Below are 19,648 nucleotides of genomic sequence, written 5' to 3' on the forward strand. Positions count from 1 at the left end.
ATGACGCCCGCCCCGCTGCGCATCCTGCTGTTGTGCCACAGCTTCAACAGCCTGAGCCAGCGTCTGTTCTGCGCGTTGCGCGCGCTGGGCCACGAGGTCTCGGTCGAGCTCGACATTGCCGACCGCGTCACCGAAGAGGCGATCGAGCTGTTCCGCCCCGCACTGGTGATCGCGCCGTTCCTGAAACGGCTGATCCAGCCCTCGGTGTGGCAGCGCCAGCCGTGCTTGATCGTGCACCCCGGGCCGGTCGGCGACCGGGGGCCCGCGGCGCTCGATTGGGCGGTGTGCGAAAGCCAGCCCGCCTGGGGCGTGACCGTGCTGCAGGCGAACGAGGCTTTCGACGCGGGCCCGGTGTGGGCGCACGCAGGCTTCGCGATGCGGGCGGCCGCCAAAGGCAGCCTGTACCGGCGCGAAGTGACCGAGGCGGCCGTTGATGCGGTGCTGCGCGCCGTGGCGATGTGCGCGACCGGGGGCCCCGGCGGCGAGAGCCCGGCCCGGCCCACGGCTTCCACCTGGCGCGGCCCGCTGCCCCAAGCCGAGCGCTGTATCGACTGGTCGAAGGACAAAACGGCCACCGTGCTCGCGAAGATCCGCAGCGCCGACGGCCACCCCGGCGTGCAAGACGAGCTCTTCGGTCAGCCATGCCGTGTGTTCGATGCGCACGCAGCCGGCTCGAACGCACTCGGCATCTCGACGCCCGGCGCGTTGATCGGCCGGCGCGACGGGGCCGTGCTGCGCCGCACGACCGACGGCGCGGTGTGGATCGGCCAGGCCAGCCTTGCAAGCGCCTGTGGCGGCAAGGCTTTCAAGCTGCCCTGCGATCTTGCCTTCGGCGCAGCCTTCGAGGCGCTGCCCGCTTTGAACGTTCCTCTGGAGCGCGCGAGCGACGAATGGGGGGAGATCCGCTACCAGGAGTTCGGCGCCCCGGGCGCCCGCGTCGGCTGCCTGTCGTTCGAGTTCTACAACGGCGCGATGTCGACCGCGCAATGCCGTCGCCTTCTGGCCGCGTGGCGCGAGGCTGCGAAGCGCGACACGCGCGTGCTGCTGCTCGCCGGCGGCGCCGACTTCTTCAGCAACGGCATTCACCTGAACTGCATCGAGGCGGCCTCGTACCGCGAGGACGACAGCGCCGCCGACGAGTCGATGCGCAACATCGAGGCGATGGACGACCTGGCCGAGGCGGTCATCCGCACCACCGATCGGCTGACGATTGCGCTGCTACGCGGCAATGCCGGCGCCGGCGGGGCCTTTCTCGCGCTTGCCGCCGACGAAGTCTGGGCGCACCGCGGCGTGGTGCTGAACCCTCACTACAAGAACATGGGCAACCTCTACGGCTCGGAGTACTGGACCTACCTCCTGCCGCGCCGCCTCGGCGAAGAGGGTGCAGCCGCGCTGATGAAGGGCCGCCTTCCGCTGGGCGCGCCGCAAGCCCTTTCGATCGGGCTCATCGACCGGTGCATGGACGTGGCGGCAACGGAGTTCGAGACACTGGCAATCACCCATGCGACGGCGCTGGCCGCGGCGCACAATGTCGAGCAAAGAATTGCCGCAAAGGCGCGGCGGCGCAGCGCCGACGAGAGCGCGCGCCCTCTCGCCGACTACCGCCTTCATGAGCTTTCACGCATGCATCGCAACTTCTACGGATTCGACCCGAGCTTTCATATCGCGCGGTATCACTTCGTCCACAGGCTGCCGATGGCGTGGACGCCTAGGCACCTGGCCCTGCACCGTGACGGCATGAACGCCGCGAGCGCCCGATGATGCCGGCCACGCCGGTGCCGACCGTCCTCGTCGTCGACGACGAGGTGCGATCGCAGGACGCGATCCGCCGCACGCTCGACGAGGAGTTCACCGTGCTGACAGCCAGCGATGCGGACGAGGCCCGCCGTCAGCTCGAGCGCCAGCCGGTCAGCGTGATCTTGTGCGACCAGCGCATGCCCGGCGAGACCGGCGTCACCTTCCTGAAGGAGGTGCGCGAGCGCTGGCCCGACACGGTGCGCATCGTGATCTCGGGCTATACCGACTCCGAGGACATCATCGCGGGCATCAACGACGCCGGCATCTACCAGTACCTGCTCAAGCCGTGGATTCCCGACCACTTACTGAGCACGGTGCGCGATGCGGCCGAAGCCCAGATGCTCCAGCGCGACATGAACCGGCTCGACCTCGAGCTGCGCACCAGCACGCCGGTGCTGCGGCGCCGCGCCGCCACCAAGCTGGAGCGGGCGCGCAGCGCCTTCGACTTCGATCGCATCGAGCGCGCGGACGGCAGCCCGCTCGACGCGGTGTGCGAGCTGGCGGCACGCGTCGCGCGCTACGATCTCAGCCTGCTGGTGCTGGGAGAGTCGGGCTCCGGCAAGGAGCTTCTGGCACGCGCGGTGCATTACGCCAGCCCGCGCGCCGGTGGTCCTTTCGTGGTCGAGAACTGCGCCGCCATTCCGGACACGCTGCTCGAGTCGGAGCTTTTCGGCCACAAGCGCGGTGCATTCACCGGTGCGTTCGAAGACCACGTCGGACTGTTCCAGCGCGCCAACGGCGGCACCGTCTTCCTCGACGAGATCGGCGAGACCTCGGCCGCATTCCAGCTGCGCCTGCTGCGCGTGCTCCAGGAGGGCGAGGTGCGGCCCGTGGGTTCGCCGCGCACCGTGCCGGTCGACGTGCGGGTCATCGCGGCAACGCATCGCAACCTCGAACAACGGGTGCACGAGGGACATTTCCGCGAAGATTTGTTCTACCGCGTCGCCTGCGTAACGCTCACGGTGCCGCCGCTGCGCGAGCGCGGCGGAGACATCGGGCCGATCGCGCGGCGGCTGGTGAGCGAGGTGGGCGTGGCGCTGGGGCGGCCCGGCGCGGCGCTCTCGGACGAGGCGATGGCCTGCCTCATGACCTACCCCTGGCCCGGCAACATACGCGAGCTGCGCAACGAGATCTCGCGCGCGGTGGCGCTGAGCGCCGACGACCTGATCGACGGCACCGCCTTCTCGACGCGCGTCCTGCAGGGCCAGGCGGGGCGCACCGCCACCGCGCAATCGCCGTCCCTGCCGGCCAGCGGCACGCTGGCCGAGCGGCTCGATGCGATCGAGGCCATGCTGCTGCGCGAGACGCTGCTGCGCAACCGCTGGAACAAGACCCGCGTGGCCAAGGAACTGGGACTGTCCCGGGTCGGCCTGCGCGGCAAGATGGCCCGGTTCGGGCTGGAAGGCTGATTCGATGGACAACACGATGCCGAACTTCAACGTCCTGTGGCTGCAGTCGGGCGGCTGCGGCGGCTGCAGCATGTCGCTTCTTTGCGCCGACACGGCGGACTTCCACGGCCAGCTGCGCGATGCCGGCATCAACCTGCTGTGGCACCCGTCGCTGTCGCTCGAAAGCGGCAGCGAACTCATCGAACTGCTCGAGCGCGCCGCCGATGGCCGCCTGCGCGTCGATGCGCTGTGCATCGAAGGCTCGCTGCTGCGCGGGCCGAACAACACCGGCCGCTTCCATGTCCTGGCGGGCACCGGCATCCCGATGATCGACTGGGTCCGCCGGCTGGCGGCGACGGCGCGGCAGGTGGTGGCCATCGGCAGCTGCGCGGCATGGGGCGGCATCACCGCTGGAGGGAGCAACCCGACCGATGCCTGCGGCCTCCAGTACGACGACGACCGCCCTGGCGGCCTGCTCGGCGCGGAATTCCGCTGCGGCAGCGGCCTGCCGGTCATCAACGTGGCGGGCTGCCCGACCCATCCCGGATGGGTGATCGACAGTCTCATGGCATTGGCCGCCGGCCAGTTCTCCGCCGCCGACCTCGACCCGCTGAACCGGCCGCGGTTCTATGCCGACCAGCTGGTGCACCACGGCTGCACCCGCAACGAGTACTACGAGTTCAAGGCCAGCGCCGAAAAGCCCTCGGACCTGGGCTGCATGATGGAGCACATGGGCTGCAAGGGCACGCAGGTGCATGCCGACTGCAACACGCGGCTGTGGAACGGAGAAGGCTCCTGCACGCGCGGCGGCTACGCCTGCATCGCCTGCACCGAGCCGGGCTTCCAGGAGCCCGGGCACCCGTTCCACGAGACGCCCAAGATCGCCGGCATTCCGATCGGCCTGCCGACCGACATGCCCAAGGCCTGGTTCGTCGCGCTGGCGTCGCTGTCGAAGTCGGCCACGCCCAAGCGCGTGAAAGCCAACGCCACGGCGGACCACCTCCAGGTGGCGCCTGCGGTGCGCAAGACCCGCCTGCGCTAGCCTGCCGCCATGACACGCCTGCTGGTCGGTCCTTTCAACCGCGTCGAGGGAGACCTGGAGGTCACGCTCGACATCGAGGATGGACGCGTGTCGTCCGCCCGCGTGAACTCGCCGATGTACCGCGGCTTCGAGCAGATCCTGCAGGGCAAGCGGCCGCACGATGCGCTGGTCTACGTGCCGCGCATCTGCGGCATCTGCTCGGTGTCGCAGTCGGTCGCCTCGGCCCGCGCGCTCGCCGACATGGGCGGCCTGTGCATGCCGCCCAACGGGCAGCATGTGACCAACGTGATTCTGGCCACCGAGAACATGGCCGACCACCTGACGCATTTCTACCTATTCTTCATGCCCGACTTCACGCGGGCCGTGTACGCCGGACAGCCATGGCACGCCGAAGCCCTGCGCCGCTTCGACCCCACCACCGGCGAGCAGGCGCGCCAGGCCATCGCGGCGCGGCAGCGCTGGTTCACGATGCTCGGCCTCCTGGCCGGCAAGTGGCCGCACACGCAGAGCATCGAGCCCGGCGGTTCCACGCGGGCCGTCGATGGCGCCGAGCGCACGCGGCTGCTGGCACGCATGCGCGAGTTCCGGCGCTTTCTGGAGCAACAGCTGTTTGCCGCGCCACTGGAGCAGGTGCTCTCGCTCGCGAGCTCCGACGAGCTGTGGGACTGGGATGCCCGGGCGCCGCTGCGAGGCGATTTAAGGATGTTCCTGGCCATTGCGCGAGACACCGGCCTGATGGGTCTGGGCAGCGGGCCGGGCCGCTACCTGAGCTACGGCGCCTACCCCCAACCCGACGCCGCGTTCGTGTTCCCGCGCGGCGTCTGGCGCGCCGACGGCAGCGGCCTCGGCCCCCTCGACGAGAGCGGCATCCGCGAGGACGCAACGCATGCATGGCTTGCCGACGACGGCGGTCCGCGTCACCCCCGCGAAGGCCTGACGGTGCCCGCCGGCGACAAGCCGGGCGCCTACACCTGGAACAAGGCACCCCGGCTCGCCGGCGAGGTGGTCGAAACCGGCGCGATCGCGCGGCAGCTCGCCGCCGGCCATCCCCTCGTGCGCGACATGGTGGGACGCCATGGCGGCACCGTCTTCACGCGCGTGCTGGCACGCCTGCTGGAGCTTGCGCGGGTGGTGCCGCTGATGGAGCAGTGGATGCTCGCACTGGAGCCCGGCGAGCCGTACTGCGCCAGCGGCGCGGTGCCCGACGAGGGCACTGGCGTCGGCTTGAGCGAAGCGGCACGCGGCAGCCTCGGGCACTGGATCTCGGTGCGGCGCGGCCATATCGAGAATTACCAGATCGTTGCGCCGACCACCTGGAACTTCTCGCCACGAGACGCTGCCGGCACGCCAGGTGCACTGGAGAGTGCACTCGAAGGCGCGCCGGTGCGCGAGGGCGAGACGACGCCCGTCTCGGTGCAGCACATCGTGCGTTCCTTCGATCCGTGCATGGTCTGCACCGTCCACTGATGCCGCCGCGCCGCACCGAACGCCCCAAGGCGGCGCCGCACGGCGTGGACGACGCCACCTGGCTGGACGTGATCCAGAAGATGGACGAGGTCTACTCGCAGCTGGTGCACGACGAGACCGAACTCGAGAAGAAGAACGAGGAACTCGAGCAATCGCAGCAGTTCATCTTCAGCGTGCTGTCCGCCATGTCGGACGTGCTGCTGGTCTGCACCGAAAAGGGCGAGATCGAGGAGACGAACGCGGCCTTGTGCGAACTGGTCGGCCGCAGCGATGCCGACCTGCGCGGTACCTCCCTCCTCGCCCTGCTGGCGGACGCCGGCAGCATCGCGCGGGCGCATGCGGTGCTGATGAATGCCAGCCCCACCCGGCGCGGCGAGACGATCGAGTTGAACCTCCTGGCCGCCGATGGAAGCAGCGTGCCGGTCGACGCCAACTGCACGCCGCGCGCCACGCCTTCGGGCCGCCGTGTCGGCACGGTGTTCGTCGCCCGCCCGACGGCCGAGCTGCGCCGCGCCTACCAGGAGCTGCGCTCTGCGCACGACGCGCTCAAGCAGACCCAGCAGCAGCTCCTGCATTCGGAAAAGATGGCGTCGCTGGGCCGGCTGGTGGCGGGCGTCGCGCACGAACTCAACAACCCGATCAGCTTCGTGCTCGGCAACGTGCATGCGCTGAGTCGCTACAGCGACAAGCTGCGCACCTACATGGCGGCCGTTCACGAAGGCAAGGACCCGCAGACCTTGCTTGAGCTGCGCACCCGGCTGCGCATCGAGCATCTGCTGGACGACCTGCCCTCCCTGATCGAAGGCACGCTGGAGGGTGCGCAGCGCACCGCAGCTATCGTGAACGGCTTGAAGCGGTTCTCGGCGATGGATCCGGAAGAGCGGGAACGAGTGGATCTCAACGACGTCGCCGAACGTGCCATTCTCTGGGTGTCCAAGGGCTCCGCGCAGCCGCTGAAGGTCGATTGGCAGCCGACCTCGCCCTGCGTGGTCGCAGGCAGCCTCGGACAATTGCAGCAGGTCGTGATGAACCTGATCCAGAACGCCGTGGATGCGGCCAGCACGGCCCAGCCTCCGCGCGCGCCGCATCTGTGGATCCAGGCCCGGGCCGGCTCCACGAGCAACCTACTTTCCGTGCGCGACAACGGACCGGGCATTGCGCCGGAATTGCTGTCCCGGATCTTCGATCCGTTCTTCACCACCAAGCCAGTCGGCAAAGGCACCGGGCTTGGCCTTTCGATCAGCTACGGGATCATCGATCAGCACGGCGGAACGTTGAGCGTTCGCAATCACCCGGGAGGCGGCGCGGAGTTCACGGTCGAACTGCCTGCGGTGAAGTGAGGGCGCTGAGGCTTGCCGGGTCAGTGAAGCCCCTTCTGATGCGACCTGGGACTAGAACCTAACGCACGCTGTCCCCTGCCAAGGCGTCAGGAGAGAAATGCTTCTCAGGCAAGGGTTGGGGCAACATGCGGTATTGCTCCTTGGAGGAGTTCATCAATTCGGCGATGAAATACGTTCCCGACAGCAGATCGTAGGTGCCCCAGGCGGTGCCTACGACCGCGGGAATATCGGGCATCGCAACGGGAATGGAAAAAGGCATGCGCCAGAGTTGTCCATTTGCGTCCCAGCGATCGGCGAGAACCGGCCACCAGCTGTCCTCATCGATGTAGTAGCGGCTCTTCGTGGAAGTGTGACGCTGCCCTGGCTTCAGCTCGGCCTCCACAACCCAAACGCGGTGCAGTTCCCAGCGGACATGCTCAGGCTGAAGATGGTGCGCGCCCAGCACATCGGTGTCCTTCGTTGGCACGAGAAGCCGGTTTGAGTTGTATGGGATATACATCTCCTTCTTGCCCACCAACTTCCAATCGAAGCGATCCAACCGGGTCGCAAAGGTCTCGATCTCATCGAATGTCACGATGCCTGCTGACGTGGGATGTGGCGTGTCACAACAAGAGTTGGGCAGCTTGCGGACACGTCGCTGTCCCGTCAAGTAGACCCAGGTCGCGGTCTTGCTCTCATCGACGAGAAGGTGCCCAAGGATCGCTTCCCCAGCCCGCAGAGCCGGGCCCGAAGTGGCAACTCGCACCATCCAGTAAGCGCCATCGAAGTTCTCTGCCGAACCTTCCCGGTAGTAATAGGGTGCAACGTTATCGACATTCACTGTGTGCACCAGAACCGGACGGCCATCCGCAGTCACCTGGTAGCCACTGCTTTGCTGATTCCACGCTGCACCGCGCCAACGGACCTGGGTGTTCAACATCACTTCGGCCCCGGTCTTCGGAATCGGAAACGGGATGCCTCCATACGCGCCCTTGGTTACCGGGCCGGCGGATGCTTCTTGAACAGTGGCTCGTGTCGCATTCTGGAAGGTGTTGTCGTACATCCATTGCGGAGCCGCGGCAGTGCGATGCGTGGGGTACACATCCACCCGAAAACTGTCAGGATACTTTCGAAGCATGACCTTTGTACCCTCCGTCAGCTTGTCGGCAAACTGATCCATATTCTTGGCCGTGACTTGCAGCGTCGCTTTCTCGGATGCAAAAGGATCTGTCCTGCGGCCGCCGTTGCGGAAATCCTGTGTCGCTGCCGTCAGGCCGCCAGTCCATGCCGGGATGGAGCCGTCACGGTTGCCGGCTCGCTCGGCTCCCAGGGGGGTCAGCTCGCCCTTGAGCTTGGCAGCCTCGGCGGCGCTCACACCGGCTTGGGCAGCCCCGACGAAGGAGAGCACAGCGAGAATGGCAGCGCTCCGTTTGATCGTGGTCAATGTCATGGAAATGTCCTTGTGGAAGATGTTAGAAGGTGCGACTCATCGAGAGAGCGGCGAAATCACGACCGCGCAGGAACTGGCGATAGGAGAAATTGTTCTCCGCGTCCAACAACGTCCCCTTGGGCCCGAAGAACCGCGTGTAGGCCAGGCTGAACTTCCACACCCCGAGATATGTGCCGTTCAGACCTACAGTGAGGTCGCCACCGTTCTCCGGAGGCATGGCGACACCCAGCGCGCGTGAGCGAGAGCCCTTGGGGCTATAGCCGATGCCGATGGGAACGCCAATATCCAGTCCGGAGACGACCTGCCGATACAACGGCTCGAATTGCATGCGCAGCGCGACGGCGTCGCGGGTGGAGTTGGCATCTACCGCGCCGGGGTTCTTGCTGACCGACAGAACACGGTTCCAGGCAATCTCGCCCAGGAACGTCGCCTCGTTGAAGAGCGACGTGCGCGGGACAGTCCACAGCACATTGAAATTGAGGTGTGCCGTCTTTCCGACCGCATAGGCCGGGTTGTCGCTGTTATTGCTCGCCGGCCCGCCAAAGAAAGACTTGTCTACGGCACCGCTGCTGCTGGCGAGATCCTGGTTGTGGCGGATCGATCCTTCGACGGCCAGATTGACATCTCCGAAGGTGCGTGAAGCGCTCGCGCCAAGTGCCGTGATCCCCTGGGGATACACCAGCCGGTAGCTGAGCGGACCCGGGATGACGCCGCCGAAGGCGCTGGGCGCCATTCCAACGGAGATGACCTGCTGGAAGGTCTTTTCATGGAAGCGGATCAGATACAGGCCATAGTCCGTCTCGTCGGAGCGCAGCCGTAGCTGGATACCGCCCTGGCCACTGTTGCGTGCGCGCTGGTCGTCCAGGCGCGGGGCATTTGCCGCGAAGGGACTGCCCGGCCCCGCGAGCAGAAGTCGCTCCGCACCTTCAGGATTGGTATCCACTCCCGAAAAGTAGCTCCCGGCTGCCGGCAGACGATTGGGGCGCCACTTGAACTGGTAATACGCACCGACCGAGAAGGACGGAGTGATCTGGAACTGAGCCGATACCTGCGGCACCGGACGAATCGCCTCCTTGAACTGCGTATTCGGGACGGATACGAGCTTGGTCACGTCGACCGGGTTCATGCCGCCCGCGATGGCGTTGTTTCCGAAGAACAGGCTTTCACCCCAGACCAGACTGTGCTGTCCGAACCTCACCGTGGTCCGAACGGAACCGATGTCGAAGCCGCCGAACAAGAATCCGTCCAGCGCCTCAAGCTTGCGGCCATGCAACCGCCGCGTCGTGTTCGTGAATGCGTTGAACGGTACCGAAGCCTGATTGGGAAACGCCCCGCCGGAGAACCCGGGGTTGTCGTTCGCCCGGTTGTAGACGTCGTCGTACCAGCCAGCTGCGCTGAAGCGCAGGCCGAAGCGTTTCGCGTACACAGCGTCGAACTCGGAAAGCAGGTCGAGACGATTCGAGACCAGGCCCTTGTTGAAGTTGCGGTCTCCGTCATCGTTGTTCGGACGGCTGAGCAAGGCTGCATCTTGCCGTTGCAGACGGGCGGCGGCGCTGTACTTGACCGTGTTGTCCCATCGAACACTGAGATCGGGGTTCCCCGTATCGAACTCGACGGCGAAGGCGTTGGCTCCGGCTACGCATGCGGTCGCCCCCAGCGCAAGCCGCCGCAGTTTTGCGGACGACGGCAGACGATTTCTTTTCACTTGGATCTCCTCGTTGGTGTACTGGAAGTGCTTGATCGCGTCGGTACCGGAAGCCACGTTCCGGCGCACCGCAGCTGGGCCTCGTTCAGCGCGGCCGATGTAGGCCGAGCTAATTACAAAACTGTACGTATCGAATCATCAAACGCGATGTGGTGTTTACCCCAAGAGCGACGAACTAGTTGTCGAGTGCATTCCCGATTGACGCTGCAAACATCAGAACCTAATATCAGCTACGCGACGATTCGTCTCGTTTCTTAACGACAATCTCGTGGAGTGGCTCCGAGCCGCCCCCCAAAAAAAGCAATGGAGACGTTCAAGTGAGTTCCAGACAATGTCCTGTGCCGCAACTGCCCTGCGGCTATTCCCGGACGGGAAGGCGCTCGCGCGTGCAAGAGATCGCGGCATGAAGCGGCGCACATTCGTTGTGTCGCTGTCAACGTGCGGCGGTGCCTGGGCCGCCCCGGTGAGTCCCGCTCTGGATCGACGCGCCTTGACGGTGCGGGCGCCCTCTCGCGCGGTGTTGCTGGGCGTCGCGCGCGCAGGAGACCGCTTTGTGGCGGTCGGCGAGCGAGGCATTGCAGTGATTTCGGACGACGGCTGTCGCACGTGGGGGCAAGCCCAGGTGCCGGTCAGCGTGTCGCTCACTGCCGTCGCGTTCGCGGATGATCGGCGGGGCTATGCGACGGGTCACGGTGGCACCGTCCTCGGTACCACGGACGGCGGTCTGACCTGGACACGCCTCCTGGACGGACGCGCGATCGCCCTGAAGATGCAGGAAGCTGCCATGCGCGGGGGAGATGCAGCCCAGCGCCAGGCTGCCGATCGGATGATGGCGGACGGCCCTGACAAGCCATTGCTGGACCTCGTCGTCTCCAGCCCCTCCGAAGTGTTCGTCGTGGGCGCCTACGGCCTCGCACTCACCACCTCAGATGGGGGTCACACGTGGTCGGTGCGCTCAAGCCTGCTGGACAATCCGAAGGGCTTGCATCTTTACGCAGTGCGACGCCGCGGCCAGGTCGTCGCAATCGCTGGCGAACAGGGCCTCGTCTTGCGCTCCGACGATGGTGGCCGCAGCTTCCGCAAGCTGAGCCTGCCCTACCAAGGCAGTTTTTTCACCCTTGAATTGCCTTCCGGAGAGGGCATGGTCACGGCAGGCATGCGCGGAAATGTTTGGCGCTCCCCTGACGCCGGCAGCACCTGGCAGCAGCTTCCATCCCCTTCGGCGGCGGCCATCGTTGCCTCCGGCCTGCGCCCCGACGGCAGCTTCGTGCTTGCGAGCCAGGCAGGGCAGTTGATCTCCGACACGGGCGCCTCACTGGAGGTGATGAAGCTTCCGCCGCTTCCGCCTCTCACCGGGGTGCTGCCTCTTCCCGGAGAAGCACTTCTCGCCCTCAGCGTCGAGGGCGCGCATCTCTTCCCGCCCCTTGCTGGCAAGACCACCTCCTGATCATCATGCATCCTTCCAACGGCAGCGGAGCCGATTCCGCGGCGCAACTAGATCCGGCTTCCGGCTCGTTTCTCGAGCGCGCGATCTTCAATCATCGGCGGGTCATCATGTGTCTGTGCGCACTGATCACCCTCGTGCTCGGCTGGCAAGCAACGCGGCTGCAGCTCAACGCGAGTTTCGAGAAAACGATTCCTGTCCATCATCCATACGTTCAGAATTATCTGAAGCACCAGACGGACCTGAGCGGCCTCGGCAATGCCGTTCGGATCGCGGTAGCGAACCCCGGCGGCACGATCTACGAATCCGCGTATCTTGATGCGCTGCGCCGGCTCAGCGACGAGGTATTCCTCATCCCCGGTGTGGCACGCAACCAGATGAAGTCACTGTGGACGCCCACGACCCGCTGGGTTGGTGTCACGGAAGACGGTCTCGAAGGTGGGCCGGTGATCCCCGACGGATACGACGGCTCGGCCACAAGCCTCGCGAATCTGCAATCCAATATCGCTCGATCCGGAGAAATTGGGCAGCTCGTGGCATTGGACGCCCGTTCCAGCGTGATCTACGTTCCCTTGCTGGCGAAAGACCCCGAGGGACGACCTCTCGACTACACCCAGCTGGCCACCCGCCTCGAGGAACTTCGCAACAAATACGAGGGGCAAGGCCTGACCATACATATCGTCGGCTTCGCCAAGATCGTCGGCGATCTGATCGAAGGCGTGCGCTCCGTGGTGATGTTCTTCGGCTTCGCCGTCGTGATCGCGGCAGGCATGGTCTTCTGGTACACGCGATGCCTTCGATCGACTGCGCTCGTACTGGTCGCATCCCTCACCGCCGTGGTGTGGGAGCTTGGGCTCCTCCCGACGCTCGGATTCGCGCTCGACCCGTATTCGATACTCGTGCCGTTTCTCGTCTTCGCAATCGGCATGAGCCACGGCGCGCAAAAGATGAACGGCATCATGCAGGACGTCGGCCGCGGCATGCACAAGCTGGTTGCGGCCCGACTCACGTTTCGGCGCCTCTTTCTCGCGGGCTTGACGGCGCTGCTCGCCGACGTCGTCGGGTTCGCCGTGCTCTTGGTCATCGACATCCAGTCCATCCGTGAACTGGCCATCGCGGCCAGTCTGGGAGTCGGCGCCTTGATCTTCACCAACCTGATCCTGCTGCCGGTGCTTCTAAGCTACACCGGTGTCAGCGCCAAGGCGGCCGAACGCAGCCTCAGATCGCAGCAACCCGGCCGGACGAAACACCCCGTCTGGGCCGTGCTCGATCTGTTCACGCGCAAGCGATACGCCAGTGTGGCGGTGATCACGGGCCTGATCATGGCGGTCGCAGGGATGTTTGCGAGCACGCACCTGAAGATCGGCGATTTGGATCCAGGGGCCCCGGAGCTGCGCTCCCACAGCCGTTACAACCGCGACGTCGCCTTCATGAATGCCGCCTACGGCGCGTCCAGTGATGTGCTCGCCATCATGGTGAAGGTACCGGACGGCCAGTGTTCCGTGTACGAAACACTCAACAAGGTCGACGCGCTGGAGTGGGAGCTGCGCCAACTGGAAGGTGTCGAGAGCACCAACACGCTCGCACTGCTGAATCGACGCGTGCTCACCGGCTTGAACGAGGGAAATCCGAAATGGTTCGAGTTTCTTCCGAATCAGGACATGCTGAACACAGTGACGGCCGGCGCCCCAAGGGGTCTCTACAACGAGGCGTGCAACCTGTTGACGATGTATGTGTTTCTCAGGGATCACCGCGCCGACACGCTGACCCGCGTGCGGGAGCACGTGGAGAATTTCGCCCGTGAGAACGACACCACTGACGTGCGCTTCCTGTTGGCTGCAGGAAATGCTGGCATTGAAGCCACCACCAACATCGTCGTCAAGGACGCATGGCGGCAGATGCTCTTCCTCGTCTATGGCGCTGTCGTGGTCCTGTGCTTCGTCACGTTCCGGTCCTGGCGTGCAGTGGTGGTTGCCGTGCTACCACTGGTGCTCACCTCCTTCCTGGCGGAAGCCTTGATGGTTGCCTTGGGCATGGGAATCAAGGTGGCGACCCTGCCCGTCATCGCCCTGGGGGTCGGCATCGGGGTCGACTACGCGCTGTACATCCTGTCCGTGACGCTCGCGCAACTGCGAGATGGCAAGTCCTTGTCGGAGGCCTATCACCAGTCTCTGCTTTTCACCGGCAAGGTGGTGATGCTCACCGGGTTCACGCTTGCGGTGGGCGTCATTACCTGGATTGCGAGCCCGATCAAGTTTCAGGCCGACATGGGTGTGCTCCTCGCGTTCATGTTCCTCTGGAACATGCTCGGCGCGCTGGTGCTGCTGCCGGCCCTCGCGTACTTCCTGCTGCCGATGGGCGCCAAGGGCCCATCGACCGCCGCAGCCCTGCGCCCAACCGAAACCCTGAGTGTTTAGCTGAACGCTGGCGCAAGGCCATCCCAGCACAGGTACTTGATCTCCAGGAACTCCTCGATGCCGTGGTGCGAGCCTTCGCGCCCCAGCCCGCTCTGCTTCACGCCGCCGAACGGGGCCACTTCGTTCGAGATCAACCCGCAGTTGATGCCGATCATCCCGGACTCGATGGCCGCCGAAGCCCGCCAGATGCGCGCGGCGTCGCGGCTGTAGAGATAGGCGGCAAGCCCGAACTCGGTCGCGTTGGCGATCGCGTACGCCTCCTCGTCCTTCTCGAAGCGAAAGAGCGGCGCGAGAGGGCCGAAGGTCTCTTCGCGCGCCAGCGCCATCTGCGAGGTGGCACCCGCAACCACGGTGGGTTCGAAGAAGCGGCCTCCCAGCGGATGGCGGTGCCCGCCATGCAGCACGGTCGCACCGTGCGCGACGGCATCCGCGATGTGCTCTTCGACCTTCCGAACGGCCCCGTCATCGATCAACGGGCCGAGCTGCACGTCTGACTCAAGGCCATTGCCGACGCGCAGCTTGCGAACGCGCTCGACCAGCTTCGCGGCAAATGCGTCGTACACGCCCGCCTGGACGAGCACCCTGTTGGCGCTGATGCAGGCCTGGCCGGTGTTGCGGAACTTGGCCGCCACCACGCCGTCCGCGGCCGCATCCAGATCCGCATCGTCGAAGACGATGAAGGGTGCGTTGCCTCCCAGTTCCATCGAGCATTTCTTGATGGTGCCCGCGGCTTGCGCGAGCAACACGCGCCCTACTTCGGTCGAGCCGGTGAAGGTGATCTTGCGCACGAGCGGGTGCGACGTGAGCTGGCTGCCGATGTCGCGCGTGTCGTTGCCGGTCACCACATTGAACACACCCGCGGGCACGCCGGCGCGCCGGCCCAGTTCCGCCAATGCCAGTGCGGTGAGCGGCGTCTGGCTCGCGGGCTTGACGACCATGCTGCAGCCCGCGGCCAGCGCGGGACCGGCCTTGCGCGTGATCATGGCCGCGGGAAAATTCCAGGGCGTGATCGCCGCGCAGACGCCGATCGGCTCCTTCAGCACCACGATGCGCTGGGTGTCCTTGGGCGCGGGAATCAGGTCGCCGCGCACCCGCTTGGCTTCCTCGGAAAACCACTGGAGGAACGATGCCGCGTACTGCACCTCGGTCTTGGCTTCGGCCAGCGGCTTGCCCTCCTCCAGGGTGATCAAGGTCGCCAGATCGTCGCCGTGCAGGACCATGAGCTCGTACCAGCGGCGCAGCACCTCGGAGCGGTGCTTGGCCGTGGTCTTGCGCCAGTCGAGAAAGGCGCGGTGCGCCACCTCGATGGCCTGCGCCGTCTCGTCCTGCCGGAAACGGGGGAGCTCGACAAGCGGTTCATCGGTGGCCGGGTTGCGCAAGGTGTACTTGCCGTGCGGCGTGGCATCGATCCACTCGCCGCCCACGAAGGCGGCGGCGCGGAACAGTTCGGGGTCTTTGAGCAGGTTCTTCATGATTCTTTGCATCAGCCGATGCGCTTGGTTTCGAATCGGATCGGTAGCGGCGTCGCCAGGCCGGCGGCGCGCGCAAGATCGAGGATCATCCCGGCGACCACCACGTCCTGAAGGCCGGATCCGACCGACTTGTACATGGCCACCTCGCCTTCGCGTCGGGCGCCGCTTGCCTTGCCGGACATCAGGTCATTGAGGCTGATGCACTTGGCGTCAGGCTCGACACCGTCCCGCCGGGCCGCCAGCATGTCCCCGGACTCCTCGAGCACTTCCTCCACGTTGTCGCAGACGATGAGGCCGGCGCGGGCCACCACGCTGCTGTCGACTTCGCGCTGGTCGGGCAGCGTCGATCCGATGGAAACCACCGTTGCATGAGGCGCGAGCCACTCGCCGTGCAGGATGGGTTCCTCGCCATAAGAACGGGCCGCCGCCAGCACGATGTCGGCGCCGCCCACGGCTTCTGCGGGCGATTCGACGGCGTGCGCACGAACCCCAAGCTCAGCGCCCAGTGCCTCGGCGAAGGCCTCGCGCTTAGCCTTCGTCGGGCTGTAGACCCTGATCTCGTGCAGCTCGCGCACCGCGGCGATGGCGAGCGTGTGCATGCGCGCTTCCAAGCCGCTGCCGAGGACGGCGAGGCTTGCAGGGCGCTCCGGCGCCAGCCGATCCAGGGCGGCGGCCGACGTGGCGGCCGTGCGGTAGGCGGTGACGAGGTTGCCGTCCACGATCGCGGCCAGCGAGCCTGTGGTGGCATCGAACAGGACGGCGGCGTACTCGAGCTGCCGGCCCGCCGCACCGAAGGCCATGCCCATCAGCTTGGCGCCGTAGTAGCGCGAGCCCGGCGGCACCGCGGTCATGGTCCGCAGCGAAGCACGCTCCGCGGCGCCCGCGGCAATGGTGCGCCGAGGCACCGCGTTCGGTCCCATCGGCCGTGCATAGGTGTCCTGCAAGGCACGCACCGCCGGCAGCCACTGGAAAACGGCAGCCGCGGTTTCGGAGGAGACGAACACGGGCGCTTCGGCCGCGGCGCTCTCGGGAAGTTTGGGGTTGGTGGAGCTCATTCGAATTTCAGTTTGGCTTCGTGGATGACGCGCCTGTACAGATCGGTGTCGTGGCGCACCTGATCGATCAGCAGGCTTGGAGGGCCGGAACGCGGGACCATGCCGAGTTCGCGGAAGCGGGCCTTCAGCGCTTCTTTCTGCAGGACGGTGTTCAGCGCCTGGTTCAGCCGCTCGACCACTGCCGCGGGCGTGCCCGGCGGCGCGAAGATGCCGAGCCAGGAGTTCGTCTCCATGCCCTTGAGCCCGGCTTCCGCGACGGTGGGAACGTCCGGCATGCGCGGATCGCGGTCGGTGCCCGACACCGCGAGGATCCTGACCTTGCCGGTCTTCGCGAGTTCGAGCGCCGTGCCGTCGAAGGTGAGATCGACCCGGCCCGCGGCCACCTCGGTGAGCGCGTTCGAGGTGGACCGGAACGGCACGTGGACCAGATCGGTGCCGGTCAATGACTTGAACAGCTCGCCTCCCAGGTGCGCCCCGCTGCCCGGGCCGGCGCTGCCGTAGGTCAGCTTGCCCGGGTTCTTGCGTGCGTGGTCGACGAATTCCTGCAGCGTCTTGACGGGCAGCTGCGCATTGACGACCACCGCGATGGGATAGACCGAAGCGATGCCCACCGGTGCGGCGGCCGTTGGCGCGTCGTACTTCACCGAAGGATCGACCAGCGGGAGGATGCTGTAGGCGATGTTGGTGAGCAGCAGCGTGTTGCCGTCCGGCTTGGCGCCGAACACGGCGGAAGTTCCGATCCGCGTGCCGCCGCCTGGCCGGTTCTCGATGATCACGGGCTGTCCCAGCGCTTGGCCGAGCTGCTCGCAGATGACTCGCGCGCCGATGTCGGTGAAACCGCCCGCGGCATAAGGCACGATCACACGGACAGCCTCCGCGGCGCGCACCGATGAAAGCAGCAGGCCGCCTGCCCCGCCGATGAATGTGCGGCGTCTCAGGAATGTCATGGTCTTGTCTCGTTTTTCTAGCATTGGCTATCCAGCAACCGCGTCAGCAAGGATGCCGCCCGACCATGAAGGCGCTGTCCGGATCGGAGGTCACCGGCAGTCCCGAAGCCACCAGCCCCTGACGAAGCATCTTCAGGAACCGATCGGGGATGCGCATGGCCGGAGCCCGCAGCGGCCCGCCATTGAAGCCGGCAAGCCAGTCCTGGTACTTCCACATGGTCCGGTTCAACACCGATGTGCCGCCGATGTAGGCCTGGGTGGCCGCCCCGTTGGCGCCGCGTGCCGGGTTGACCTTCCAGTACAGCTCCATCGCCTCCTCCCACTTTCCGGTGCGGGCCAGCTCGAAGGCGCGCGGATAGTAGTCGCCCATCCACTGCGTGTTGCTGGTGCCGGAGAACTGCATCTTCATCAGGCTCATGAGCGGGATGGCGTCGCCCTCGATCGGGCAGCTGATGACGACCTCGTCGCGAAAGTGGTGGTACATCTCGCAGATGCCGGCCGGCAGCGGAAAGCCCTGTTCCGACTTGATCGCCACGATGTTCGGGCAGGCCTCGAGCAGCCGCCGCACCAGCGCGACCGACATGCCTGCCGGATGGATGCGCTCGAAGCCCCAAGCCGGCAACGGAAACAGCATCACGCCCAGCTTGGTCGCGTCACACAGTTCCTTGGTGTAGTCGAAGACTTCCTGCTCCGTCGTCGGCCAGAACTGCGCGGGATAGGACAGCAGCACCATGGTGGCGCCGGCCGCCTCCGCCAGCTTCACGGCCTGGATGTTCTCCGCCAGCGTGTTGAAGGCGGCATGAAAGAACAGGCCGAAGTCCGGACCCGCGGTCTCCGCTGCCCAGGCAGTGAACTGCGCGTTCTCCTCCGGCGAGATAGCGACTTCGGCGCACAGCAGCGTGTGCTTGAACCCGAGCTCCTTGGCCAGCGCGACGTCATAGCGGATGCCGCGCTCGTTCAGTCGCTTGAGATCGGCGGAATAGCTCGGGATGGTCACGGAAGAGCAGCCGACCAGGTTGTCACGGGCCCAGGCCCGGGCGTCTGCGCGCTTGTAGGGAAGCATGTTTGTCTCGATTCGTTTGTGGTGGATTGAAAGCTGTCCTCATCGAGGCACAGCAACGATGAGAGGCACTTTAGGTTCGCCGTGCGCAACGAGCGAGAGTGCGCACGCGATAGCAGCTATCCACTCCGGCGAAAGCTCAGGCGGCGGAGCCTTCTTGCGAAAGGATCGCGGGTGCCATCGACAGAAGGAGCGCATGGATCTCTCGCGTCGCCAGCGTGTGTGGCCGGTGGCGGGCGACCGCGAGCACGATCGCGCGCGACAGCACAGGCTCCACGATTTTCAGAGCGGCGAGCCGGCCTTTGTCGTGCGCAGCGATTGACGGGGCGGTGATCGCAAAGCCGGCAGCGGACGCCGCGATCTCGTGCTGCAGGCGGATCGAGTTCGCCTCGGCGACGACGCGCAAGCTCAGACCCATCTTGCGCGCGAGTACAACCAGCCGCTCGCGCAGCGGATGAGGTTCGGTCGGCAGCACCAGCGGCAGCCGGGTGACTTCTTCGAAGCGGATCTCCTGACGACTTGCGAGCGGGTCGCTGCTGGCGGCCACGAGGCATAGAGCGCCCTCCATCAGGACCGGCTCGTCCGCGCTCGCCTCGCCACCGTCACGCAGCAGCAAGGACAGGTCCAGTCGCCCCTGGTCCAGCATCTCCTGCAGCTGCGAACTGGAGCCCTCCGTCAGGTGCAACCGCACCTGGGGAAACTGCTGGAGGACGCGCTGGTAGAGCGGGCCCGCGAGCGACGGCACCGTCGAGGGCAACAGACCCAGGCGCACGTCGCCCACCGGCACCCCCCTGCTCGCGCGGACTTCGTCGGCAAAGCTCTCCGACTCGGCGATCAGGCGCTGAATCCGCGGGTACAGCTGCTCGCCAAGTTCGGTCAGGACCACGCCGCGCCCCGTCCGGCGAAACAAGGGGGACCCCGCGTCGCGCTCGAGTTGGGCAATGCACCGGCTCACCACCGATTGCGGAACATCCGCCGCCACGGCTGCGCGCGACACCGAGCCCAGCTCCGCCACCTTCACGAAGTGGTGCCAGGCCGCGTCGACGATGGACTTCATGCCCATGATTTTCCGCCCTTCGCGACCG

General features: G+C 66.0%; 14 protein-coding genes. 7 read left to right on the forward strand and 7 right to left on the reverse strand.

Features of this window, described 5'->3' with window-relative positions; genetic code table 11:
* From BLR24_RS06320 to BLR24_RS06340, 5 genes are read left to right on the forward strand one after another with little or no spacing between them, the layout of a single operon-like run.
* Nucleotides 1-1,761: an enoyl-CoA hydratase-related protein gene (locus tag BLR24_RS06320; protein ID WP_093014264.1), complete on the forward strand. Its 1,761-nt coding sequence runs from the start codon at nt 1-3 to the stop codon at nt 1,759-1,761.
* Nucleotides 1,758-3,206 carry a sigma-54-dependent transcriptional regulator gene (locus BLR24_RS06325; RefSeq protein WP_093014267.1) on the forward strand — a complete coding sequence of 483 codons (1,449 nt, stop codon included), beginning with the start codon at nt 1,758-1,760 and terminating at the stop codon, nt 3,204-3,206. Before BLR24_RS06320 ends, BLR24_RS06325 begins: the two co-directional genes overlap by 4 nt.
* 16 nt (nt 3,207-3,222) lie before the next feature.
* Nucleotides 3,223-4,227: an NADH-quinone oxidoreductase subunit B family protein gene (locus BLR24_RS06330; protein ID WP_093014781.1), complete on the forward strand. Its 1,005-nt coding sequence runs from the start codon at nt 3,223-3,225 to the stop codon at nt 4,225-4,227.
* Nucleotides 4,228-4,236: 9 nt separating this feature from the next.
* Nucleotides 4,237-5,694 carry a nickel-dependent hydrogenase large subunit gene (locus BLR24_RS06335; protein WP_093014270.1) on the forward strand — a complete coding sequence of 486 codons (1,458 nt, stop codon included), beginning with the start codon at nt 4,237-4,239 and terminating at the stop codon, nt 5,692-5,694.
* Complete coding sequence (locus BLR24_RS06340; RefSeq protein WP_093014273.1) at nt 5,694-7,034, forward strand: PAS domain-containing sensor histidine kinase; 1,341 nt, start codon at nt 5,694-5,696, stop codon at nt 7,032-7,034. Before BLR24_RS06335 ends, BLR24_RS06340 begins: the two co-directional genes overlap by 1 nt.
* A 58-nt stretch (nt 7,035-7,092) precedes the next feature.
* Here the strand turns inward: BLR24_RS06340 and BLR24_RS06345 are convergent, their stop codons facing one another.
* Both BLR24_RS06345 and BLR24_RS06350 read right to left on the reverse strand, forming a co-directional pair.
* Nucleotides 7,093-8,463: a DUF1329 domain-containing protein gene (locus tag BLR24_RS06345; RefSeq protein WP_093014276.1), complete on the reverse strand. Its 1,371-nt coding sequence runs from the start codon at nt 8,461-8,463 to the stop codon at nt 7,093-7,095.
* Nucleotides 8,464-8,485: 22 nt separating this feature from the next.
* Nucleotides 8,486-10,225 carry a DUF1302 domain-containing protein gene (locus BLR24_RS06350; RefSeq protein WP_254787185.1) on the reverse strand — a complete coding sequence of 580 codons (1,740 nt, stop codon included), beginning with the start codon at nt 10,223-10,225 and terminating at the stop codon, nt 8,486-8,488.
* A gap of 346 nt (nt 10,226-10,571) precedes the next feature.
* Here BLR24_RS06350 and BLR24_RS06355 point away from each other — a divergent pair, with 346 nt between their 5' ends.
* Nucleotides 10,572-11,615, forward strand: a complete 1,044-nt coding sequence (locus BLR24_RS06355) for a WD40/YVTN/BNR-like repeat-containing protein (RefSeq protein ID WP_093014787.1) — start codon at nt 10,572-10,574, stop codon at nt 11,613-11,615.
* A gap of 5 nt (nt 11,616-11,620) precedes the next feature.
* Nucleotides 11,621-14,029 (forward strand): efflux RND transporter permease subunit, encoded by a 2,409-nt coding sequence (locus BLR24_RS06360; RefSeq protein WP_093014279.1) that lies wholly within the window; start codon nt 11,621-11,623, stop codon nt 14,027-14,029.
* On the opposite strand, the gene BLR24_RS06365 is transcribed toward BLR24_RS06360, so the two are convergent.
* The 5 genes from BLR24_RS06365 to BLR24_RS06385 all read right to left on the reverse strand — a co-directional run bounded on the left by BLR24_RS06365 (nt 14,026) and on the right by BLR24_RS06385 (nt 19,620).
* Nucleotides 14,026-15,501 (reverse strand): NAD-dependent succinate-semialdehyde dehydrogenase, encoded by a 1,476-nt coding sequence (locus tag BLR24_RS06365; protein ID WP_093014282.1) that lies wholly within the window; start codon nt 15,499-15,501, stop codon nt 14,026-14,028. The two genes, BLR24_RS06360 and BLR24_RS06365, sit on opposite strands and share 4 nt — an antisense overlap.
* An 11-nt stretch (nt 15,502-15,512) precedes the next feature.
* On the reverse strand, nt 15,513-16,556 hold the full coding sequence (locus tag BLR24_RS06370) for an ornithine cyclodeaminase family protein (protein ID WP_093014285.1): 1,044 nt from the start codon (nt 16,554-16,556) through the stop codon (nt 15,513-15,515).
* A complete protein-coding gene (locus BLR24_RS06375; protein WP_175543196.1) occupies nt 16,553-17,503 on the reverse strand; it encodes a Bug family tripartite tricarboxylate transporter substrate binding protein in 951 nt (316 codons plus the stop codon). Before BLR24_RS06375 ends, BLR24_RS06370 begins: the two co-directional genes overlap by 4 nt.
* Nucleotides 17,504-17,546: 43 nt before the next feature.
* Nucleotides 17,547-18,566: a dihydrodipicolinate synthase family protein gene (locus BLR24_RS06380; RefSeq protein WP_093014291.1), complete on the reverse strand. Its 1,020-nt coding sequence runs from the start codon at nt 18,564-18,566 to the stop codon at nt 17,547-17,549.
* 136 nt (nt 18,567-18,702) lie between these two features.
* A complete protein-coding gene (locus tag BLR24_RS06385) occupies nt 18,703-19,620 on the reverse strand; it encodes a LysR family transcriptional regulator (protein WP_153283694.1) in 918 nt (305 codons plus the stop codon).
* Between the last annotated feature and the right edge of the window lie 28 nt (nt 19,621-19,648).

Origin of the sequence: Variovorax sp. OV700, from assembly GCF_900099805.1 — a bacterium.
Lineage (GTDB): Bacteria > Pseudomonadota > Gammaproteobacteria > Burkholderiales > Burkholderiaceae_C > Variovorax.